This window comes from Azospirillum mesophilum (genome assembly GCF_053470405.2).
In genome coordinates, this window is record NZ_JBPXMQ020000005.1 from 116,638 (window position 1) to 135,016 (window position 18,379).

Annotated in this window: 16 protein-coding genes; 10 read left to right on the plus strand and 6 right to left on the minus strand. The window is 67.6% G+C overall.

All coding sequences use genetic code 11. From position 1 onward, the window contains the following. Positions 1–56 precede the first annotated feature (56 nt). From ACSVC7_RS07670 to ACSVC7_RS07695, 6 genes are all read left to right on the plus strand, one after another. Positions 57–497, plus strand: a complete 441-nt coding sequence (locus tag ACSVC7_RS07670) for a DoxX family protein (protein ID WP_448203645.1) — start codon at positions 57–59, stop codon at positions 495–497. 210 nt (positions 498–707) lie between these two features. Further along, positions 708–908, plus strand: a complete 201-nt coding sequence (gene rpmI / locus ACSVC7_RS07675) for a 50S ribosomal protein L35 (RefSeq protein ID WP_448203644.1) — start codon at positions 708–710, stop codon at positions 906–908. Between the two features lie 20 nt (positions 909–928). Continuing rightward, positions 929–1,300 (plus strand): 50S ribosomal protein L20, encoded by a 372-nt coding sequence (gene rplT, locus ACSVC7_RS07680; RefSeq protein WP_149468022.1) that lies wholly within the window; start codon positions 929–931, stop codon positions 1,298–1,300. 120 nt (positions 1,301–1,420) lie between these two features. Further along, a complete protein-coding gene (gene pheS / locus ACSVC7_RS07685) occupies positions 1,421–2,503 on the plus strand; it encodes a phenylalanine--tRNA ligase subunit alpha (RefSeq protein ID WP_448203643.1) in 1,083 nt (360 codons plus the stop codon). Between the two features lie 12 nt (positions 2,504–2,515). Next, positions 2,516–4,927 (plus strand): phenylalanine--tRNA ligase subunit beta, encoded by a 2,412-nt coding sequence (pheT, locus tag ACSVC7_RS07690; RefSeq protein ID WP_448203642.1) that lies wholly within the window; start codon positions 2,516–2,518, stop codon positions 4,925–4,927. Positions 4,928–5,362: 435 nt separating this feature from the next. Further along, positions 5,363–5,869, plus strand: coding sequence for a response regulator (locus ACSVC7_RS07695; RefSeq protein WP_448203641.1), 507 nt, complete (start codon positions 5,363–5,365; stop codon positions 5,867–5,869). Positions 5,870–6,041: 172 nt separating this feature from the next. Here ACSVC7_RS07695 and ACSVC7_RS07700 read toward each other — a convergent pair whose 3' ends face one another. The 3 genes from ACSVC7_RS07700 to ACSVC7_RS07710 form a co-directional block, all read right to left on the minus strand. Next, positions 6,042–7,640 (minus strand): DUF3369 domain-containing protein, encoded by a 1,599-nt coding sequence (locus ACSVC7_RS07700; RefSeq protein WP_448203640.1) that lies wholly within the window; start codon positions 7,638–7,640, stop codon positions 6,042–6,044. A 111-nt stretch (positions 7,641–7,751) separates the two neighbouring features. Then, positions 7,752–8,696 (minus strand): SH3 domain-containing protein, encoded by a 945-nt coding sequence (locus ACSVC7_RS07705; protein ID WP_448203639.1) that lies wholly within the window; start codon positions 8,694–8,696, stop codon positions 7,752–7,754. 138 nt (positions 8,697–8,834) lie between these two features. After that, positions 8,835–9,701 carry a LysR substrate-binding domain-containing protein gene (locus ACSVC7_RS07710; RefSeq protein ID WP_448203638.1) on the minus strand — a complete coding sequence of 289 codons (867 nt, stop codon included), beginning with the start codon at positions 9,699–9,701 and terminating at the stop codon, positions 8,835–8,837. Between the two features lie 159 nt (positions 9,702–9,860). Between ACSVC7_RS07710 and ACSVC7_RS07715 the strand changes: the two genes are divergently transcribed. Beyond that, positions 9,861–10,061, plus strand: a complete 201-nt coding sequence (locus ACSVC7_RS07715; RefSeq protein ID WP_448203637.1) for a hypothetical protein — start codon at positions 9,861–9,863, stop codon at positions 10,059–10,061. Positions 10,062–10,065: 4 nt separating this feature from the next. On the opposite strand, the gene ACSVC7_RS07720 is transcribed toward ACSVC7_RS07715, so the two are convergent. Beyond that, the gene (locus ACSVC7_RS07720) at positions 10,066–10,920 is read right to left on the minus strand and encodes an outer membrane lipoprotein (RefSeq protein ID WP_448203636.1); all 855 of its coding nucleotides are present in this window, start codon (positions 10,918–10,920) and stop codon (positions 10,066–10,068) included. A gap of 342 nt (positions 10,921–11,262) precedes the next feature. On the opposite strand from ACSVC7_RS07720, the gene ACSVC7_RS07725 reads away from it, so the two are divergent. Next, positions 11,263–11,757: a ferritin-like domain-containing protein gene (locus ACSVC7_RS07725; protein WP_448203635.1), complete on the plus strand. Its 495-nt coding sequence runs from the start codon at positions 11,263–11,265 to the stop codon at positions 11,755–11,757. Positions 11,758–11,816: 59 nt separating this feature from the next. Here ACSVC7_RS07725 and lepA read toward each other — a convergent pair whose 3' ends face one another. Then, positions 11,817–13,619 carry a translation elongation factor 4 gene (gene lepA, locus ACSVC7_RS07730; RefSeq protein ID WP_448203634.1) on the minus strand — a complete coding sequence of 601 codons (1,803 nt, stop codon included), beginning with the start codon at positions 13,617–13,619 and terminating at the stop codon, positions 11,817–11,819. Positions 13,620–13,799: 180 nt separating this feature from the next. On the opposite strand from lepA, the gene ACSVC7_RS07735 reads away from it, so the two are divergent. Continuing rightward, a complete protein-coding gene (locus ACSVC7_RS07735; RefSeq protein WP_448203633.1) occupies positions 13,800–15,194 on the plus strand; it encodes a hypothetical protein in 1,395 nt (464 codons plus the stop codon). After that, positions 15,160–16,911, plus strand: a complete 1,752-nt coding sequence (locus ACSVC7_RS07740) for a tetratricopeptide repeat protein (RefSeq protein WP_483508154.1) — start codon at positions 15,160–15,162, stop codon at positions 16,909–16,911. The genes ACSVC7_RS07735 and ACSVC7_RS07740 overlap by 35 nt, the downstream gene beginning before the upstream one ends. Here the strand turns inward: ACSVC7_RS07740 and glgA are convergent. Next, positions 16,878–18,356, minus strand: a complete 1,479-nt coding sequence (gene glgA, locus ACSVC7_RS07745; RefSeq protein WP_448203631.1) for a glycogen synthase GlgA — start codon at positions 18,354–18,356, stop codon at positions 16,878–16,880. The two genes, ACSVC7_RS07740 and glgA, sit on opposite strands and share 34 nt — an antisense overlap. Positions 18,357–18,379 lie beyond the last annotated feature (23 nt).

An 18,379-nucleotide genomic window follows, 5' to 3' on the forward strand; every position in this document is an offset into this window, starting at 1 on the left:
GGAAGGGCTTTCTCGGGAAGCTCCCTCAAATATCCGCCACGCTCCTGAGGTGAGCCATGACCAAAAATTCAGCCAGTTTCGACGTCACGAACCCCGTGGTTGTCCTGCGGGTCATGTGCGGCGTCTTTTACATTCCGCACGTTCTGTTCAAACTGAACGGCATGGAAGGTGCCGCAACCTTCTTCGCCAAGGCCGGTTTCTCGCCGCCCATGGCGTTCGTCGTCCTGGCGCTGGTCATGGAGATCGCCTGCGCGGTCGGCCTGACTTTCGACCTCTACACCAAGTGGGTCGGCCTGCTGTCCGCCGGGGTGATGGGTGTTGCGGCCTACGCCGTCTTCAACACCAAGGGCGTGGGCTGGCTGTGGAACCTGGGTGGCGTCGAGTATCTGGTCTTCTGGGCCGTGTCCTCGCTCGCGCTGGCCGTCCACGCATGGAAGGCGGAGTGGGAGCACACTGGACATCTGTCCCTGTTCGGGCCGGTGCACGGCGCGGCCTGAACGTCGCGGTCGTGAATGCGGCGGCCCGTCCCCTCGGAGGCGGGCCGTCTGCCGTTCCGGGTTCGGAATCCGAGGTTGCGCCACCGCGCCCCCTTGCGTTGCGGCGGTGCGGCGCGTATAACCCGGCACTCCAACGGGCGGCGAGGCCGGGCCTAAGGCCCAGGGCATGCCCAACCGCCGAGTTCGGAACATCCAACGCAAGGATCGAAAATGCCCAAGCTGAAGACGAAGAGCGGCGCCAAGAAGCGCTTCAAGGTGACCGCCACCGGCAAGGTTCGCGCCGGTGCTGCCTTCAAGCGCCACTGCCTGGAGCAGAAGAGCCCGACGATGAAGCGCAACGCGCGCGGCATGATGACGCTGTCCGAGCCGGACCAGCGGATCGTGCTGAAGAACTGGCTGCGCAACGCCTGATATCGAAGGGGATTTGAACCATGGCTCGTGTTAAGCGCGGCGTCACCACGCACGCCCGTCACCGCAAGATTCTGAAGCTCGCCAAGGGCTATCGCGGCCGCAATTCCAAGAACTTCCGGATTGCGATCGAGAAGGTCGAAAAGGCCCTTCAATACGCCTACCGCGACCGTCGCAACAAGAAGCGCGACTTCCGCGGCCTGTGGATCCAGCGCATCAACGCCGGCGTCCGCCAGTACGGCCTGACCTACTCGCGCTTCATCAACGGCATCAAGCTGGCCGGCATCGAGATCGACCGCAAGGTCCTCTCCGACCTCGCCGCCCGCGAGCCGGAGGCCTTCAAGGTCATCGTCGATCAGGCCCAGGCCGCTCTCGCCTCCAAGGCCGCCGCTTAAGGCCTCCGCGTCACAGCGGAGCCTCGAACAGGCGCCAGACACGAAAGAAGGGAGCCGCGCCTCTGGGCCGGCTCCCTTTTTCTTTATGCCCGATGTTTCTCATGGCTCGCGGGAAATGACATGCTCGATGCGCTGAAAGACGAACTCCTGTCGCAGGTCAACGCCGCCGGCGACCTCGCCGCCCTTGAAGAGGTGCGGGTGACGGCGCTGGGCAAGAAGGGGCGCATCACCGGCTTCATGAAGGAGCTGGGCGGCCTGTCGCCCGACGAACGCCGCGAGCGCGGCCAGCAACTGAACGCGCTGAAGGACGAGATCGCCGCCGCCATCGACGCGCGCAAGGCCGACCTCGCCACCGCGCATCTGAAAGCCCGCCTTGAAGCAGAGCGCATCGACGTGACCCTGCCGGTCCGGCCGGAAACCGAAGGGCGCATCCACCCGATCAGCCAGACCATCGACGAGATGGTCGCCATCTTCGCGGAAATGGGCTTCAGCGTTGCCGAAGGGCCGGACGTCGAGGACGACTTCCACAACTTCACCGCCCTGAACTTCCCGCCGGGCCACCCCGCCCGCGACATGCACGACACCTTCTATCTGCCCGACGCCGTTTCGGAAAATGGGGGCGACAAGAAGATGCTGCTGCGCACGCACACCAGCCCGGTGCAGGTGCGCACCATGCTGAACAAGAAGCCGCCGATCCGCGTGATCGCGCCGGGGCGCACCTATCGTTCCGACTACGACATGACCCACACCCCGATGTTCCACCAGATCGAGGGGCTGGTCATCGACGAGGCGACGAACATGGGGCACCTGAAGGGCTGCCTGATCGAGTTCTGCCGCGCCTTCTTCGACGTGGACGACCTGCCGCTGCGTTTCCGCCCCAGCTTCTTCCCCTTCACCGAGCCGTCGGCGGAGGTGGACATCGGCTGCTCCCGCAAGGGCGGCGAGCTGAAGCTGGGCAACTACGGCGACTGGCTGGAGATCCTGGGCTGCGGCATGGTGCACCCGAACGTGCTGGAAGCCTGCGGCATCGACAGCACCAAGTACCAGGGCTTCGCCTTCGGCATGGGGATCGAGCGCGTGGCGATGCTGAAGTACGGCATCCCCGACCTGCGCACCTTCTTCGAAGCCGACCTGCGCTGGCTGAAGCATTACGGCTTCGTGCCGCTCGACGTTCCCAGCATGGCCCAGGGCCTGACGCGATAAGGAGCCGGACCCATGAAGTTCACGCTGTCCTGGCTGAAGGACCATCTGGATACCGACGCCACGCTCGACCAGATCGTGGAGAAGCTGACCGCCCTCGGCCTTGAGGTCGAGGGGGTGCATGACCGCTCCAAGGAGCTGGCGCCCTTCCGCGTCGCGCATGTCGTTTCGGCCGAGAAACATCCGGACGCCGACAAGCTGCGCGTGCTGGTGGTGGACACCGGCACGGAAAAGCTGCAGGTCGTCTGCGGCGCGCCGAACGCGCGCGCCGGCCTGAAGGGCGTCTTCGCGCCGGAGGGGGCCTACATCCCCGGTTCCGACATCACGCTGAAGAAGGGCGTGATCCGCGGCGTCGAGTCCAACGGCATGATGTGCTCCAAGCGCGAGCTGAAGCTGTCGGACGAGCATGAGGGCATCATCGAGCTGCCGGACGACGCCCCGGTCGGCGCCAGCTTCGCCGAATATGCGGAGCTGAACGACCCGGTCATCGACATCAGCCTGACGCCCGACCGCGCCGACTGCGCCGGCGTGCGCGGCATCGCCCGCGACCTTGCCGCCGCGGGGCTGGGCACGCTGAAGCCGCAGACCGCGGGGCGCCTGGACGCCACGCCGGTGACGGGCGGTTTCGCCAGCCCCTTCGGCGTGACGATCGAGGCGCCGGACGCCTGCCCGATGTATGTCGGCCGTTATTTCCGGGGCGTAAAGAACGGTCCGTCCCCGAAATGGTTGCAGGACCGCCTGACCGCCATCGGCCTGCGCCCGATCTCGGCCCTGGTGGACATCACCAACTACATCACCTTCGACCTGTCGCGCCCGCTGCACGCCTTCGACGCCGACAAGGTGAAGGGCGGCATCGTCGTGCGCATGGCGCGGGAGGGGGAGACCCTCAACGCCCTGAACGGCAAGGAATACGCGCTCGATTCCAGCATGACCGTGATCGCGGATCATGAGCGGGCGGAAGCCCTGGCCGGCATCATCGGCGGCGAGGATTCCGGCTGCACGGAAGGCACCACCAACGTCTTCCTTGAGGCGGCGATCTTCGACACCGTGCGCACGGCGCAGACCGGCCGCCGGCTGGGCATCGAGTCCGACGCCCGCTACCGGCTGGAGCGCGGCGTGGACCCCGCGGCGGTCGTCTCCGGCATGGAGCGCGCCACCCGCCTGATCCTGGAGCTGTGCGGCGGTGAGGCGTCGGACATCGTCGTCGCCGGGCAGGAGCCGGACTGGCGCCGCACCCTGATCCTGCGTCCGGGCCGCGTCGCCAGCCTGGGCGGCGTCGACGTGCCGCGCGCGGAACAGGTGCGCATCCTCACCGACCTCGGCTGCGAGATTGTCGGCGAGGAGGCTGACGGCACCCTGCGTGTCGTTCCGCCGTCCTGGCGCGCCGACATCCACGGCGAGGCCGATCTGGTGGAGGAGGTGCTGCGCGTCCACGGCTTCGACGCCATCCCGGCGGCGCCGCTGCCGCGCGACAGCGTGCTGACCCGCCCGGCGCTGACCACGAAGCAGCGCCGCGTCGGGCTGGCCAAGCGCACGCTGGCCGTGCGCGGCCTGTCGGAGGCGGTGACCTGGTCCTTCATGGCCGGCCCGGTGGCCGAGCTGTTCGGGGGCGTGGACGACGGGCTGAAGCTGGTCAACCCGATCAGCGCCGACCTGGACGTGATGCGCCCGTCGATCCTGGGCAACCTGATCCAGGCCGCCGGTCGCAACGCCGACCGCGGCTGCGCCGACGTCGGCCTGTTCGAGGTCGGGCCGGCCTTCCGCAAGCCGACCCCGGACGGGCAGGACATCGTGGCCGCCGGCATCCGCGCCGGCAACGCCGTACCCCGCCACTGGGCGGTGAAGGCGCGCGGCGTGGACGCCTATGACGCCAAGGCCGACGCGCTGGCGGTGCTGGAGGCGGCCGGCGCGCCGACCGCGAACCTTCAGGTCACCACCGACGCGCCGGGCTGGTATCACCCGGGCCGCTCGGGCGTGCTGCGCCTCGGCCCCACGGTGATGGCCCGCTTCGGCGAGATCCACCCGACGGTGCTCGACACGCTGGGCGTGAAGGGTCCGGTCGTCGGGTTCGAGGTGTTTCTGGACACCATCCCGCTGCCCAAGAAGAAGGGCGGCACGGCCAAGCCGCTGGTCCAGCTCTCCCCCTTCCAGCCGCTGGAGCGCGACTTCGCCTTCGTCGTCGGCCAGGACGTGGAGGCCGACAAGGTCGTCCGCGCCGCCAAGGGCGCCGACAAGGCGCTGGTCAAGGACGTGGCGGTGTTCGACATCTACCAGGGGCCGGGCGTGGAGGACGGCAAGAAGTCGGTGGCGGTCTCCGTCACGCTCCAGCCGTCCGAGCGCACCCTGACCGAGGAGGAGATCGAGGCCATCGGCCAGAAGATCGTCGCCGCGGTCGCCAAGGCTACGGGCGGCTCGCTGCGCGCGTAACGCACTGCCGGCAGCACGTCTGCGACAAAAATGGGGCTCCCGCCGCGAGGCCGGAGCCCCTTCCTTTTGGGCGTTTCCGGTCGGAAGAGGCGGTAACACCCTGTGATGCATGGATCGTTGCGGTTGCGAGACGTATGGTTGAGGATGATCCTGCCCAGCTTCCGTCATTGCGCCGTCCAGCATATGCGTTTTTGCAGAGTTGAGCGCCCCAGTTCGATCAGATAAAGCGAATAAACAATGCACAGACACAAACTTTCATGTACGTAAGAAAACTTCCTGGCCTCAGGAACGAAATTTCGTAAAAGAAAACTATTTCTATCCTGAAATGAACGCGCCTCTGTTTTGAACGTGATGTGTGCGTGCATTTCGGTTTCGGGCGAATTTTCGCCCGATGTCTAACAAAGTTTGGGTTGCGCAGCGCTGGTGGAAATTCTCATGATGCGAGTAGCAAAAAACCAGGGCTCAGCCCACTTCGGACCGGACGGCACGTTTCCGTCCAATCCCGGCGTCTGCACGATCACCGGCGTCGGTGATGGCGTTGGGGGCGGCAGTGGCGCCGGCGAGCAAAGCCGCCTGATCGTCGTGGTCGATGACGACCGGTCCATTGTGGAAGGCTTGGCCCTGCTTCTGGAAGGCTGGGGCTACGAGGTCCTGACGGCGCTGTCGCTGGACGAACTCGCGAAGCAGCTGCCGCAGGCCAGCGGCCGCCCCGGCCTCGTCCTGGCCGACCACTTCCTGCCGGCCGGCGGCACCGGCGCCCAGGCGGTGGAGATGGTGCGCAACCACGTCGGCGCCCCCGTGCCCGCCCTGATCCTGACCGGCGACACCACCCCCGAACGCCAGGCCGAAGCCGCGGCGCTGGGCTGCCGCCTGCTGCACAAGCCGGTGCAGATCGGCCCCTTGAAGGACATGGTGGACGCGCTGATGAAGGGCGAGGGCTGACGGCCGATTGCCGGTCTACCGCCGGTCGGGTTGCAGCTTCGCCTAAGAAGACACGAGGTCGGCAGCCTAGTGGAAGGCCCCTCTCCCCTCAAGGGAGAGGGGCTTGCAAGTTTTATCCGCTGTGGGTCGGCGTGCGGCGGTGGTGAAAACTCAACCTCGGCCCGCGTCCCGATCATCGGGTGCGCTTGAAGCCCCCAGCTTCTTGCAGGAACGCTTCGACCACGGCCGGGTCGAAGCGGGTGCCGGACAGGCGCCGGACCTCCGCGACCGCCACATCGTGGTCGAGCGCCCGGCGGTAGGGGCGGTCGCGCGTCATGGCGTCGAAACAGTCCGCCACCGCAACGATCCGTGCGCTGAGTGGAATGGCGTCGCCCTTCCGGCGGTCGGGATAGCCGGTGCCATCCCAATTCTCGTGATGCGACCGGGCGATTTCCGCCCCCAGATGCAGATAGCTGCGGCTGTCCGATTGGCGGCTCGCGCGTTCCAGCAGGCTCCATCCGGCGATGGTGTGCGTCTGCATGGTGGCTCGCTCCTCCGGGGACAGCGGACCGGCCTTCCCGAGGATGGCGGGGTCGAGCGTGGCGTTGCCGACGTCGTGCAGGATGGCCGCCAGCCCCACCATGTCCAGGAACGGCTCGTCGATGATGCCGCGGAACCGGCCGTCGTCGTGCAGGCGGCGGGCGATGCGCTCGGTCAGGGCGGCGATGCGCGGGTAGGCCTCCGGTTCCGTCCCCAGCTCGGCCAGTCCCGCCATGGCGATCAGCGTGCTTTCCTGGGTGCGGCGCAGCTGTTCGTAGAGATGCAGGTTGTCGAAGCCGACCGAGATCTTGCGGCAGAACACCTCGATCAGGTTGCGGTCCAGCTCCGACAGGGGGCGGTCGGAGCAGAGATAGACCACATTCTCACGGTCGTTGGGGGTGCGGATGTACAGCGTGCAGTGGTCGGTGCCGTAATGGTTGCGGCGCATCTCCAGGCAATGGTGGACGGCGGCGAGCACCGCGGGGTCCACATGGTCGCCGGCCGGCTCGTCGATCAGCGTCTCGTACCGGCCGGAGCCGGCCAGCACGTAGAGCCCCTTGCCGCCACTGTTTTCACCGCCGCCATCGCCCGCACTGCCGCCGATCACCGGGCCGCGCTGCACGCACAGGATGGCGTCCGGCCCGACGCCGAGAATGCCGGACAGTTGCGTCAACACCCCCGCGGCGAACAGCTTCATGGAGCGCGCCTGGAACAGGGAGGAGGACGCCTCGATGATCTTCTCCAGCCCGCGGCGGTTCATCTCGATCGCCATGATGTCCTCGTAGGACCGGAGTGCGGCGACCGTGGTGGTGAAGAGTTGCTGGGCGGTGAGCTGGGTCTTCGCCTTGTAATCGTTGATGTCGTAATCGAGGATCACCGCCCGCTCCGGCGCCTGGCCGGGCTGGCCCGTGCGCAGGATGATGCGGACGTGGCGGTTCTTCAACTCCTCGCGGATGTGGTGGACCAGTTGCAGGCCGGCGTCGTCCGTCTCCATCACCACGTCCAGCAGGATGATGGCGATGTCGTCCTCGCGCGCCAGGATGGCCTTCGCCTCCGTGGCCGAGAAGGCGGAGATGAAGTGCGCCGGGCGGCCCTTGTAGGAAAAGTCGGCCAGGACGAGCTTGGTGATGGAGTGCACCTCCGGCTCGTCGTCCACGATCATCATCTTCCAGCGGTTCGCCGGGCAGGGTGCGGGCGTCGCGCCGCCGTCCTGGTCGTCGAGGAAGAGGAAGTCGTCTTCGTCGTTGGTCATGGCGGAAGCCCGATGCGAACCCGCGTGGAGACAACCAAGCTTACCACGGGAAGGCCGCATCGACCCACCGCCAAGCTTCGTCGTATTATAAAACAGAAATATTAATAAATTTTAGAAGCTGTCCAGCTCGATCACCCAGCAGTCACGGCCGCGCTGGGCCAGAACGCCGCAGACGTTGTCCACCTGATTGCGGCTGAAGGGGCCGAGCCCCATCACGTAGGTGGTGCGGGTGCCGTGGAACACCGGCCAGACCATGGGCGGCAGGTCGCGGTAGGCGCTGCCGGCACCGGCCGTGAACTCCTTCCAGGCGCGCAGGCCCTCGGCGTGGCTGACATACTCGCCGAGCCGGGCGGCGTAGAGCGGCCCCGGTTCGATGGGCGGCATGCCCGGCAGCGGGTAGGGGGCGACCACGCCGACCAGCCCGTCGACCGTCGCCACCGCCTTGGACCGGCCGGGCATGGACAGCGTGGCGCGGCCGTTGGCGACGTCGATGACGCCCACCACGTCACCCTTGCGCAGGGTGAAGGCGCGCCGCTTCTTGTTGTCCAGGATCTCGGTCGCCGCGATGTTCTGGGTGGCGACGACGTAGCCCTGGGCCGGCACCTGGGCGGCCATCTCCCACGCGGCGCGCGGCACGACGGCGGCGTTGCGGTGCGGGGCGGCGGCCTCCCCGGCCTTGGCGGGCGGCTTGGCGCCGCTACCTCCGCCACCAGTGATCGGGCGCGCCACCATCAGCGCGGGGTCCAGCGAATCCGCCGGGACGTAGCCGATGGGCTGACCGCCGATGGCGACCTCCGTCCAGGCGGTGCCGCGCGGCGTGCCCAGCGCGTTCAGCGCCTTGCCGCGCTTCAGCGTCATGATGATGCGGGCGTCCTCGTTGGGGCCGATGCGCACCTCGATGTCGCGGTTCAGCACCACCTCCCCGGTCAGGGGGGCGCCGATCGCGACGGGGCTCTGCGCCAGGGTTTCCGGCGCGAACCACAGCGTCGCCGCGGCCAAGGCCATCCGCAGCGCGGATGCGCGGAGTCGGGTGCCGATGCGGGAACGCTGCGCCATGACGGGTAACTCTTTCGAATGCCTGCCCATTGTGCATCGCCGCCCCGCACCGGGGCAACCCGGCGGATGGGCGGAGGCGGCGATGTCACGGGCATACTGTTACGACGTGATGGCGTCCGGTCGCATCACCGGGGCGCATCACCGGGGCGTTTCGGGACCCAGCAGGTCGTGGATGGCCTCGGCCAGCAGGCGGACCGGCTTGGCCGCCGCGCCCGGCGCGCGGTGCAGCGCGATGTCGATGTCGGGCAGCGTGGGGAAGCCGTCCGCCTCGGTCAGCCGGCGCAGCGTCGGCGGCACCGTGCAGGCCTCCATGGCGGTGACGCCGAGCCCGCCCAGCACCGCGCCGTGGACGGCGACCACGCTCTTGCTGGTGAAGGCGGCCCGCCAGCCGCGCCCCATCCCCTCCAGCGCCGCCACGGCGATGTCGCGCACCACGCAGCCCTTGGGGAAGAGGGCGAGCGGCAGCGGATCCTCCCGCTCGATCGCGCCCTGCGGGGGCGCCACCCAGGCCACCGGTTCCCGCCGGACCAACTCGCCGCTCTTGGTGTCGGGGTGGCGGGTGACGAGGGCGAGGTCGTAGCGGCCCTTGTCGATCTCGGCGACCAGATCGGGGCTGTTGTCGCACACCACCTCCACCGGCACCTCCGGGTAGGAGGCGGCGAAGCGGGCCAGCACGTCGGGCAGCAGCATGGTGGCGTAGTCGTCCGGCGTGCCGATGCGCACGCTGGGCGCCAGGGCCGGCCGCCGCATCAGCGCCATCACTTCGTCGTTCAGGGTCAGCATGCGCCGCGCGTAGGTCAGCAGCAGTTCCCCGTCGCGGGTCAGGCTGACGCTCTTGGTGTCGCGTTCGAAGACGCGCTTGCCGACGGCCTCCTCCAGCCGGCGCACCTGCTGGCTGACGGCGGCCTGGGTGCGGCACAGAGCCTCGCCCGCGCGGGTGAAGCTGCGCGCGTCGGCGACGGCGACGAAGGCGCGCAACAGATCGGTGTCGAGGTTGACGGGCATGGTGGCCGCATTGAAGCAGAGCGGCCGCTTCGCTTCAACGTGCGCCTTCCGTCACGAGCGATTTGCTCATCACGGTTTGTGATGATCCCCATAAAGCCTATTCGTTTCCAAGATTTTGCGCATGGGTGCAGGGTGCCCCCCATCGAGCAGGAGGAACGGATGATGGGCAGGCATGGTATGGGTGGATTTGGCGGCGTGTTGGGCGCGATGACCACGGTGGTGCTGGAGGCCGGGCGAATGGACGCCCCGCAGCCGCGCGCCCGCGCCGTCGCCGAACCCCGCGCCTGGCGGTTCCGGCTGCCCTACATGCCGGCCCTGCCCGCGCTGGCCGCCCTGGCGCTGTTGGTGGTGGTATCGTAAAGCGTCAGGTGGCGGGACCCGCCGCTTGCGGCGCGGTCCGCTCTCCCTCCGCCGGAAGGAGGGACAGGGGCTTGGCGGGGGATGGGGCCGGGGACTGGGCGGCGTCCGCCGTCGGGGAAGCGGGCGGCGGGGCCGGCGGTTCGGGCAGCGGAGCGTTGGACGGAGCGTCGGGCGGTTGGGCGGGCGCGGCCTCCGGCGTGGGGGGGGGAGCCGGCGCGGGTGCCGGTTCCGGGGCCGGAACGTCCTTCGCCTCGACCGTCTCGTCGGGCTTGTTGTCGTTGAGCTTGTTGTCGTCGGGCTTCTTTTCGTCCGCCTTCGCCGTTTCCGGCTTTGGCTTCTCCTCGGCCTTCGCCTTTTCCTTGGCGGGCTCCTTGGGCGGCTCCGGGTCGGTGGCGAGCGAATAGTCGGCGACGATGCGCGCCTGATTCCCGCTGATGACCAGAACCTTCTGACCGACGGCCAGCGGCCTTTCCTCTTTCTGGGTCACGGACAGAAGCTCGCCGTCGGGCTTGCGGACGATGTATTCCCAGCCGTCGGTGTCGCCGGTCACATGCTCGATGGAGGTGCCGATCAGGCCGCCGAGCGCCGTGCCGCCGACCGCGCCCAGCGCGGAATTGAGGCCGAATGCCCCGGACTGTGACCCGAGCACGCCGCCCGCCGCGCCACCGGTAACCGCGCCGACGGTGCCGTTGGTGCTGATGTGCACCTGACGGAATCCAATGACGACCGCGCGCTCCACCTTGTTCGCCTGCTGTGCGGCGCTGGCGGCGTAGGTGTTGGGGGAGTAGGTCGGGGTGCAGCCTGCGACGAAGCCGGCAAGGGCGGCGGCGGGCAGAATGAGGGTGATGAATCGCGACAAGAGGGGACAGTCCGCTTGAAAGCCTGACCGTGTGATAGGGGATTCGGCCTGTCGAGTCATCCGACTTTTTCGGGGCTCAGGCCGGAGCGTTTTGAGGGGACGGACGCGCCGGAAATCCTTTTTAAGAATTTTTTCGAAGGCTGGTGATCCGCTTCCATCGTCCGGCCGTAAGAATCATGAAGCGGCGTGGTCCGGATTTCTTAAGTAAAATTATACTATGGAGCCAGGTTTTGCCGTTTCTATGATAATAAGATCGGGAAAGGAACTTCTTAAAGTCTCCTCGGTTGGGCGCGTACCGAATCAAACGAGGAGCTTTGCGTTATGGCTTCGCCGACAAATGCTGTGAACGATATTTTCATTGCGGGCCTTCACAACACCCATGCGCTGGAGATGGAAGCGCTGCAGATCATGAACCGCCAGGTCGAGCGGTTGCAGAGCTATCCGGAGCTGGAGCAGGCCCTGCGCCAGCACATCGCGGAAACCGAGCAGCAGCGCCAGCGCATCGAAGAGGCGATGAACCAGGTGGGCGTCAGCCCCTCGACCATCAAGGAGGCCATCTTCGGCCTGATGGGGAACGTCGCCGCCGTGGCGCACTCGCCCGCCGCGGACGAGATCCTCAAGAACATGTTCGCGAACCACGCCTTCGAGAATTACGAGATCGCGGCCTACAAGTCGCTGATCGTCATGGCCGACGCGGCGGGCTTCAAAAACACGACCGGCTTCCAGCAATCTCTGCGGGAGGAGGAAGCCATGGCGCAGACGATGACCCGGTTGATCGAGCCGATCACCCGCAAATACATCAGCCTGGAGCAGAAGGAAAAGATGGCCAGCCATTGATCGGCCGAACCGTCGTTTCCAAAAAGAAAGGGGGCCGGTTGGCCCCCTTTTTTGTTTCCTTACTCGTCGCCCATCTTGAGCGCGGCGATGAAGGCGCTCTGCGGGATTTCGACCTGGCCGAACTGCCGCATGCGCTTCTTGCCTTCCTTCTGCTTGTCCAGCAGCTTGCGCTTGCGGCTGATGTCGCCGCCGTAGCACTTGGCGGTCACGTCCTTGCGCAGCGCGCCGATGCTTTCGCGGGCGATGATCTTGCCGCCGATGGCCGCCTGCACGGCGATCTTGAAGAGCTGGCGCGGGATCAGCTCCTTCAGCCGCTCGCAGAGCTGGCGGCCGCGCCGCTCCGACTGGGAGCGGTGGACGATCATCGACAGCGCGTCCACCGGCTCGGCGTTCACCAGGATCGACATCTTCACGAGGTCGCCTTCCTCGTAGCTGTCCATCTGGTAGTCGAAGCTGGCGTAGCCGCGGCTGATCGACTTCAGCCGGTCGTAGAAGTCGAACACCACCTCGTTCAGCGGCAGGCGGTAGACCAGCATGGCGCGGCTGCCGGCGTAGGTCAGCTCGATCTGCTGGCCGCGCCGCTCCGTGCAGAGCTGGAGGATGCCGCCCAGATGCTCGTCGGGAAGCATGATCGTGGCCTTGATCCACGGCTCCTCGATGCGGTCGATCTTCATCACGTCGGGCATGTCGGCCGGATTGTGCAAATCCATCACCGTGCCGTTCGTCATGTAGAGCTTGTAGACCACCGAGGGGGCGGTGGTGATCAGGTCCAGGTTGAACTCGCGCTCCAGCCGCTCCTGGATGATTTCCAGGTGCAGCAGGCCGAGGAAGCCGCAGCGGAAGCCGAAGCCCAGCGCCGCCGACGTTTCCGCCTCGTAATGGAAGCTGGCGTCGTTCAGCTTCAGCTTGCCCAAGCTGTCGCGCAGCCGTTCGAAGTCGGCGGCGTCCACCGGGAACAGGCCGCACCACACCACGGGGACGGAGGGCTTGAAGCCGGCCAGCGGCTCCGCCGCGGGCTTCCGGTCCTCGGTGATGGTGTCGCCGACCTTGGTCAGCGTGATGTCCTTGATGGCCGCCGTGATGAAGCCCATCTCGCCCGGCCCCAGCTCGCCGGTCAGCAGGGCCTTCGGCGTGAAGACGCCGACGCGGTCCACGTCGTGGGCGCTGCCGGTGGACATGAAGCGGACCTTCTGGCCGACCTTCAGCTTGCCGTCCACCACGCGCACCAGGATGACCACGCCCAGGTACGGATCGTACCAGGAATCAACCAGCAGGGCCTTCAGCTCGGCGTCCGCGTCGCCCTTGGGGGCGGGCAGGCGCTGCACCACCGCCTCCAGCACCGCGTCGATGTTCAGGCCGGTCTTGGCCGAGATCTCCACGGCGTCGCTGGCGTCCAGGCCGATCACGTCCTCGATCTGCTGCTTGACGCGGTCGGGCTCCGCCGCCGGCAGGTCGATCTTGTTCAGAACCGGGATGATCTCGTGGTTGTTGTCGATCGCCTGATAGACGTTGGCGAGCGTCTGCGCCTCCACACCCTGAGAGGCGTCCACCACCAGGATCGAGCCCTCGCAGGCGGCGAGGCTGCGGCTGACCTCGTAGGCGAAGTCGACGTGGCCCGGCGTGTCCATCAGGTTCAGCGTGTACTGCTGCCCGTCCTTGGCCTTGTAGAGCAGGCGGACGGTCTGCGCCTTGATGGTGATGCCGCGCTCGCGCTCGATGTCCATGCTGTCGAGCACCTGCTCGCGCATCTCGCGCGCGTCGAGGCCGCCGCACTGCTGGATCAGCCGGTCGGCAAGCGTCGACTTGCCGTGGTCGATGTGCGCGATGATGGAGAAATTGCGGATGTGCGAAAGGTCAGTCATCGGTGCCCGGAGCCCTGGTTTGCCCGCGGAACATAGGGCGGACGGCGGCGGAATGGAACACGGGAAACGCGCAAACCGCGCCTGCGGATGGGGATTCGTCGGCTTACGCGCGCTTGAGCTTGCTTATCCGCTGGAGCATCATGCGGCAATCAGTTGATTTTCACGCAGAGTGCCGCCCTGATGACCCGCAATCCGCCCGCCCTGCTCGACACGCAACCGGCCCGCCGGCTGGAGGATGTGCCGCAGACGACGGCCCTGACGCCGCTGGATGCCGGCGACCGCCGCTACGTCAGCCTGTGCGAGGCGGAGGATGTGTCCATGCTCAAGGTGCTCCGCCTGCGCCTTCGGGAGGTCGTGGACCTGCCTGCGGATCGGATGCAGGAGACGGATTACGTCAAGATCGTGTTCTCCGGCCACCGCGGCAGCGGCAAAACCACGGAACTGAAGCTGATCGAGCGGGACCTCGGCGACGAATTCTACTGCATCCACCTGTCGCTGGACGAACAGAACCTGATCGAGGATTTCGACTACTCGCTGTTCCTGCTGTGGCTGTGCGAGAAGATCGCCGACCGCTTCCGAGACGACGGCATGCCGATCGACGAGGGCATCGTGGGCGAGGTCGGCCGCTGGTTCGCCGAACGGACCGAAACCGATGTCAGGGAGACGACCGCGGCCGCCGCCGCGTCGGCAGAGGGGGAAGCGGGCGGCGGGTTTTCGGTGTTCGGCCTGGGTGCAAAGCTGCTGGGCCGGGTGAAGTCGGAGGCGCGGGGCAGCCTGACCCGGCGCCGGGAAATCCGCACCCGGCTGCAAAGCTACGCGACCGAACTGATCGCGAAGGTCAACGCGCTGCTGGACGAGGCCCGCGACACGCTGATCCGCAATGGGCGCCCGGCGCATCTTCTGGTCATCCAGGACAATCTGGACAAGCTGGGTGGCGACATCGCCCGGCAGTTCTTCCGCGACACCAGCGGACTTTTGCGTCAGGTGCACGCCCATACGATCTTCACGGCGCCGGTCGCGACGACGCTCGCGCCGTTCAAGATCGAAACCGTGTTCTCCGACTCCTACATGATGCCGATCATCAAGGCGTGCCGCCGCGACGGCACACCGTTAGGGCCGGGCCTCGACCTGCTGCGCCGCCTGACGGAACGCCGGGTCGATCCCGCGCTGTTCGCCGATCCGGGGCTGATCGACCGCCTGTGCCACGCGTCGGGCGGCAACATCCGCGATCTGGTGCGCCTCGTCGGTCAGGCGGCCCGCATCGCCCGCGCCCTGGAACAGCCGCGCATCGACGAGCGCAGCGTGGAAGAGGCGGTGAAGCGCCTGCGCATCGAGTATGAACGGACGCTGGCCCCCTTCGCGCGCAGCTACTACCCGTTCCTTGCCGCCATGCATCGCACCAAGCTCTTTGGAAACGACCAGGATGGCACGGTCGAGACGCTTCGGGCGCTGCTCGACAATTCGGCGGTCCTCGAATACGAGAACGGCGACCTGTGGTACGACGTGCATCCGGTAATCCGGGATTCGAAGGCGTTCCAGAATGCCCTTAAGGACCTCAACGAACCCGCCGAGTGACGATGGCGCGGGCACGCCCGGCCCGGAGCACGACCGGGCGCTCGAATACGCCCTGCTGCGCGCGTTCCTGAAGGAGCGGGTCGGGTTCCAGTTCGGCGTCGCGGTGATCGACGACGACAGCGCGCGCGCCGAAGCGATTGCGGCGCTGACCGCAGAACTGGCGGCGGACGGCATCGAATGGCTGACCATCGACCTGCGCGACCTGCCGGACGACGCGGTCCTGCTGGCCGAAATCCGGCGGCGGCTCGCGGCGATCGACGGGCGCCCGGCGGCGGTCGGGGTCGTCGGCATCGAATGGCACCTCGACATCGGCAACGGCGGCGTTCGCGACGGTGACAAGCCGAGCCCCCTGCTGGCCGACGCCAATTTCCAGCGCGACGCCTTCCCGGAACATTGCCCGGCCCCGCTGGTGCTGTGGGTGACCAGCCTCGCCCTGCCGGCGATCAGCCGGCTCGCCCCCGACCTCTGGCACTGGCGGGCGGCCACCTTCGACCTCTGCACCGACTCACCGGACCTGCCGGTGGTGGAGAAGCTCAATCGGCTGGTTCCCCGGCCGGACGAGGAGTGGCAGGCGCAGCTGAAGGAGGATGCGCTGCGGCGCGTCGCCCTGCTGCGCCGAATGCTGGAGGAGATCGGATCGGACGGCGGGGAGCGGCGGGCACGCTTGCTGATCGAGTTTGCGGACGTCACCGAACGTGTCGGCGACTACGGCGCTTCGCTCCTGGCCGCTGAGGAAGCGCTGGCGATAGCGCGACAACTCGGAGACGGCAGGCTGACCGCCAATGCCGAGGGGCGCGCCGCCCGAATCCTTGCGCACCAAGGCAAGCCGGAGGGGGCTCTGGCCCTTTTCCAAGAGGCGCTTGGGATTTACGAGAGTCTCGGCGACGTGCGGTCGCGGGCGGTGACACTGGGCAGCATCGCGTGGCTGAAGGCGAACCGCGGCGAGGTGGAGGAGGCGCTCGCCCTCCACCAGGAGGCGCTTGGGGTCTACGAGGAACTCGGCGACGTGCGGTCGCGGGCGGTGACGCTGGGGGACATCGCGCGTCTGAAGGCGGATCGCGGCGCGGTGGAGGAGGCGCTTGCTCTCCACCAGGAGGAGCTTGGGGTTTATGAGGAACTCGGCGACGTGCGGTCGCGGGCGGTGACGCTGGGGGACATCGCGCGTCTGAAGGCGAACCACGGCGCGGTGGAGGAGGCGCTTGCCCTTCACCAGGAGGCGCTTGGGATTTACGAAGAACTCGGCGACGTGCAGATGCGGGCGTTGACGCTGGGGAGCATCGCGCGTCTGAAGGCGAACCGCGGTGCGGTGGAGGAGGCGCTTGCCCTTCACCAGGAAGCGCTTGGGATTTACGAGGAACTCGGCGATAGGGACGGCCAAGCCAATGCCCACTGGTCCATTGCCTTGCTGCGGCTTCGCGGCCCCTCCCTCGACAACGCGGCCGCGAAAAGCGCGCTGGAGGCTTTGACCTTCGCTTACAACACCACCGTTGAGATCGGCCGCGCCGACGGCATCGCCGTGGTCGGGCTGGATCTTGCCCGGCTGCTCGCCAGAACCGGCAAGCCGCAAGAGGCCCGCGCCCTGGCCGAACGCTCGCTCAACCTGTTCGTTCAGCTAGGCAGGCCGGATTGGCCGGCCGTAACCCAAGCCTTTCTCGACTCCCTGCCGCCGCCGGATGGGGAGGCTCACCCCACCAGCGCGGGCGCGATCTCCCGGTAAAGCTCCATGTACTCCTCGGCCGGGCCGTGCCAGCCGAAGTCGCGGGTCATGGCGCGCTGCTGCATCGTGTGCCAGCGTTCCGGCTTGCGGTAGCTGGTCATGGCGCGGCGCAGCGCCCAGGTCAGTTCCTGCGCGGTCGGGTTGACGAACTGGAAGCCGGTGGCGCTGCCGTCGTTGGCCGCCGCCGGGTTGGCGTCCACGATGGTGTCGGCCAGACCGCCGGTGCGGCGGACCAGCGGCAGGGTTCCGTATTTCAGGGCGTAGAGCTGCGTCAGGCCGCAGGGCTCCGACCGGGAGGGGACCAGCAGGATGTCGGCGCCGGCCTGGATGCGGTGGGACAGCGCCTCGTCATAGCCGATGCGCACGCCGACCGACTGCGGGTGCCAGGTGGCGAGGTGGCGGAAGCCGGCCTCCAGCCCATGCTCGCCGGTGCCGAGCACCACGAGCTGCCCGCCCCAGGCCACCCACTGGGTCGCAGCCTCCAGCACCAGATCCAGGCCCTTGTGCCAGGTCAGGCGGCTGACCACGGCGGCCAGCGGGGCGTCGGGGCGGCGGTCCAGGCCGAAGGCGGATTGCAGGTCGGCCTTGCACAGATCTTTGCCGCCCAGGTCATTGGCGCTGTAGCGGGCGGCGATGAGCGGATCGGTGGTCGGGTCCCAGACGTGATAGTCCACGCCGTTCAGGATGCCGGTCAGCGCGTCGGCCCGCCCGGCCAGCAGCCCTTGCAGGCCCGACCCGTGCTCGTCGGTCTGGATCTCGTGGGCGTAGGTGGGGCTGACCGTGGTCAGGCGGTCGGCGTAGAGGCAGCCGGCCTTCAGGTAGCCGATGCCGCCGTAATACTCCACGCCGTCAACGCGGTAGGCGGCGGAGGGCAGGCCCAGGTCGCCCATCATCCAGGCGCCGAACTGGCCCTGGTAGGCGATGTTGTGGATGGTCATCACGGTCGCCGGGCGGAAAGGCCCGTCGAAGCGGTCGGGGCGCAGCGTCAGATAGGCCGGGATCAGGCCGGTCTGCCAGTCGTGCCCGTGCAGCACATCCGGCCGCCACCAGGGATCGTAGGATGCGTGGGACGCGAAGCCCGCCGCGCACCAGGAGAGTGCTGCGAAGCGAAGGGCGTTGTCCGGCCAGTCGTTGCCGTCCGGCCCCAGATAGGGGTTGCCCGGCCGGTTGAAGAGCGACGGCGCGTCCAGCGCGTAGGCCAGAACCCCGTCCGGCGTGCGGCCGATCATCAGTTGCGCGCGGTCGCAGCCGGGCAGGTCGGTGATCAGCTCCCCCACCTCGTGCAGGTTGGTCAGGCCGTTCAGCACCGCCGGATAGCCGGGCATCAGCAGGCGGACGTCGGCCCCCGCGTGGTTCAGGGCGGCGGGCAGGGCGGCGGAGACGTCGGCCAGCCCGCCGGTCTTGACGAGCGGGTAGCATTCCGGCGTGACGAACAGGACGCGCATGGGGAGGTCGGTCTTTCTTTTTA

Coding starts and splice junctions, on each gene's coding strand:
- ACSVC7_RS07670 (WP_448203645.1), top strand. CDS start 57: ATGACCAAAAATTCAGCCAGTTTCGACGTCACGAACCCCGTGGTTGTC.
- rpmI (WP_448203644.1), top strand. CDS start 708: ATGCCCAAGCTGAAGACGAAGAGCGGCGCCAAGAAGCGCTTCAAGGTG.
- rplT (WP_149468022.1), top strand. CDS start 929: ATGGCTCGTGTTAAGCGCGGCGTCACCACGCACGCCCGTCACCGCAAG.
- pheS (WP_448203643.1), top strand. CDS start 1,421: ATGCTCGATGCGCTGAAAGACGAACTCCTGTCGCAGGTCAACGCCGCC.
- pheT (WP_448203642.1), top strand. CDS start 2,516: ATGAAGTTCACGCTGTCCTGGCTGAAGGACCATCTGGATACCGACGCC.
- ACSVC7_RS07695 (WP_448203641.1), top strand. CDS start 5,363: ATGATGCGAGTAGCAAAAAACCAGGGCTCAGCCCACTTCGGACCGGAC.
- ACSVC7_RS07700 (WP_448203640.1), bottom strand. CDS start 7,640: ATGACCAACGACGAAGACGACTTCCTCTTCCTCGACGACCAGGACGGC.
- ACSVC7_RS07705 (WP_448203639.1), bottom strand. CDS start 8,696: ATGGCGCAGCGTTCCCGCATCGGCACCCGACTCCGCGCATCCGCGCTG.
- ACSVC7_RS07710 (WP_448203638.1), bottom strand. CDS start 9,701: ATGCCCGTCAACCTCGACACCGATCTGTTGCGCGCCTTCGTCGCCGTC.
- ACSVC7_RS07715 (WP_448203637.1), top strand. CDS start 9,861: ATGATGGGCAGGCATGGTATGGGTGGATTTGGCGGCGTGTTGGGCGCG.
- lepA (WP_448203634.1), bottom strand. CDS start 13,619: ATGACTGACCTTTCGCACATCCGCAATTTCTCCATCATCGCGCACATC.
- ACSVC7_RS07735 (WP_448203633.1), top strand. CDS start 13,800: ATGACCCGCAATCCGCCCGCCCTGCTCGACACGCAACCGGCCCGCCGG.
- ACSVC7_RS07740 (WP_483508154.1), top strand. CDS start 15,160: ATGCCCTTAAGGACCTCAACGAACCCGCCGAGTGACGATGGCGCGGGC.
- glgA (WP_448203631.1), bottom strand. CDS start 18,356: ATGCGCGTCCTGTTCGTCACGCCGGAATGCTACCCGCTCGTCAAGACC.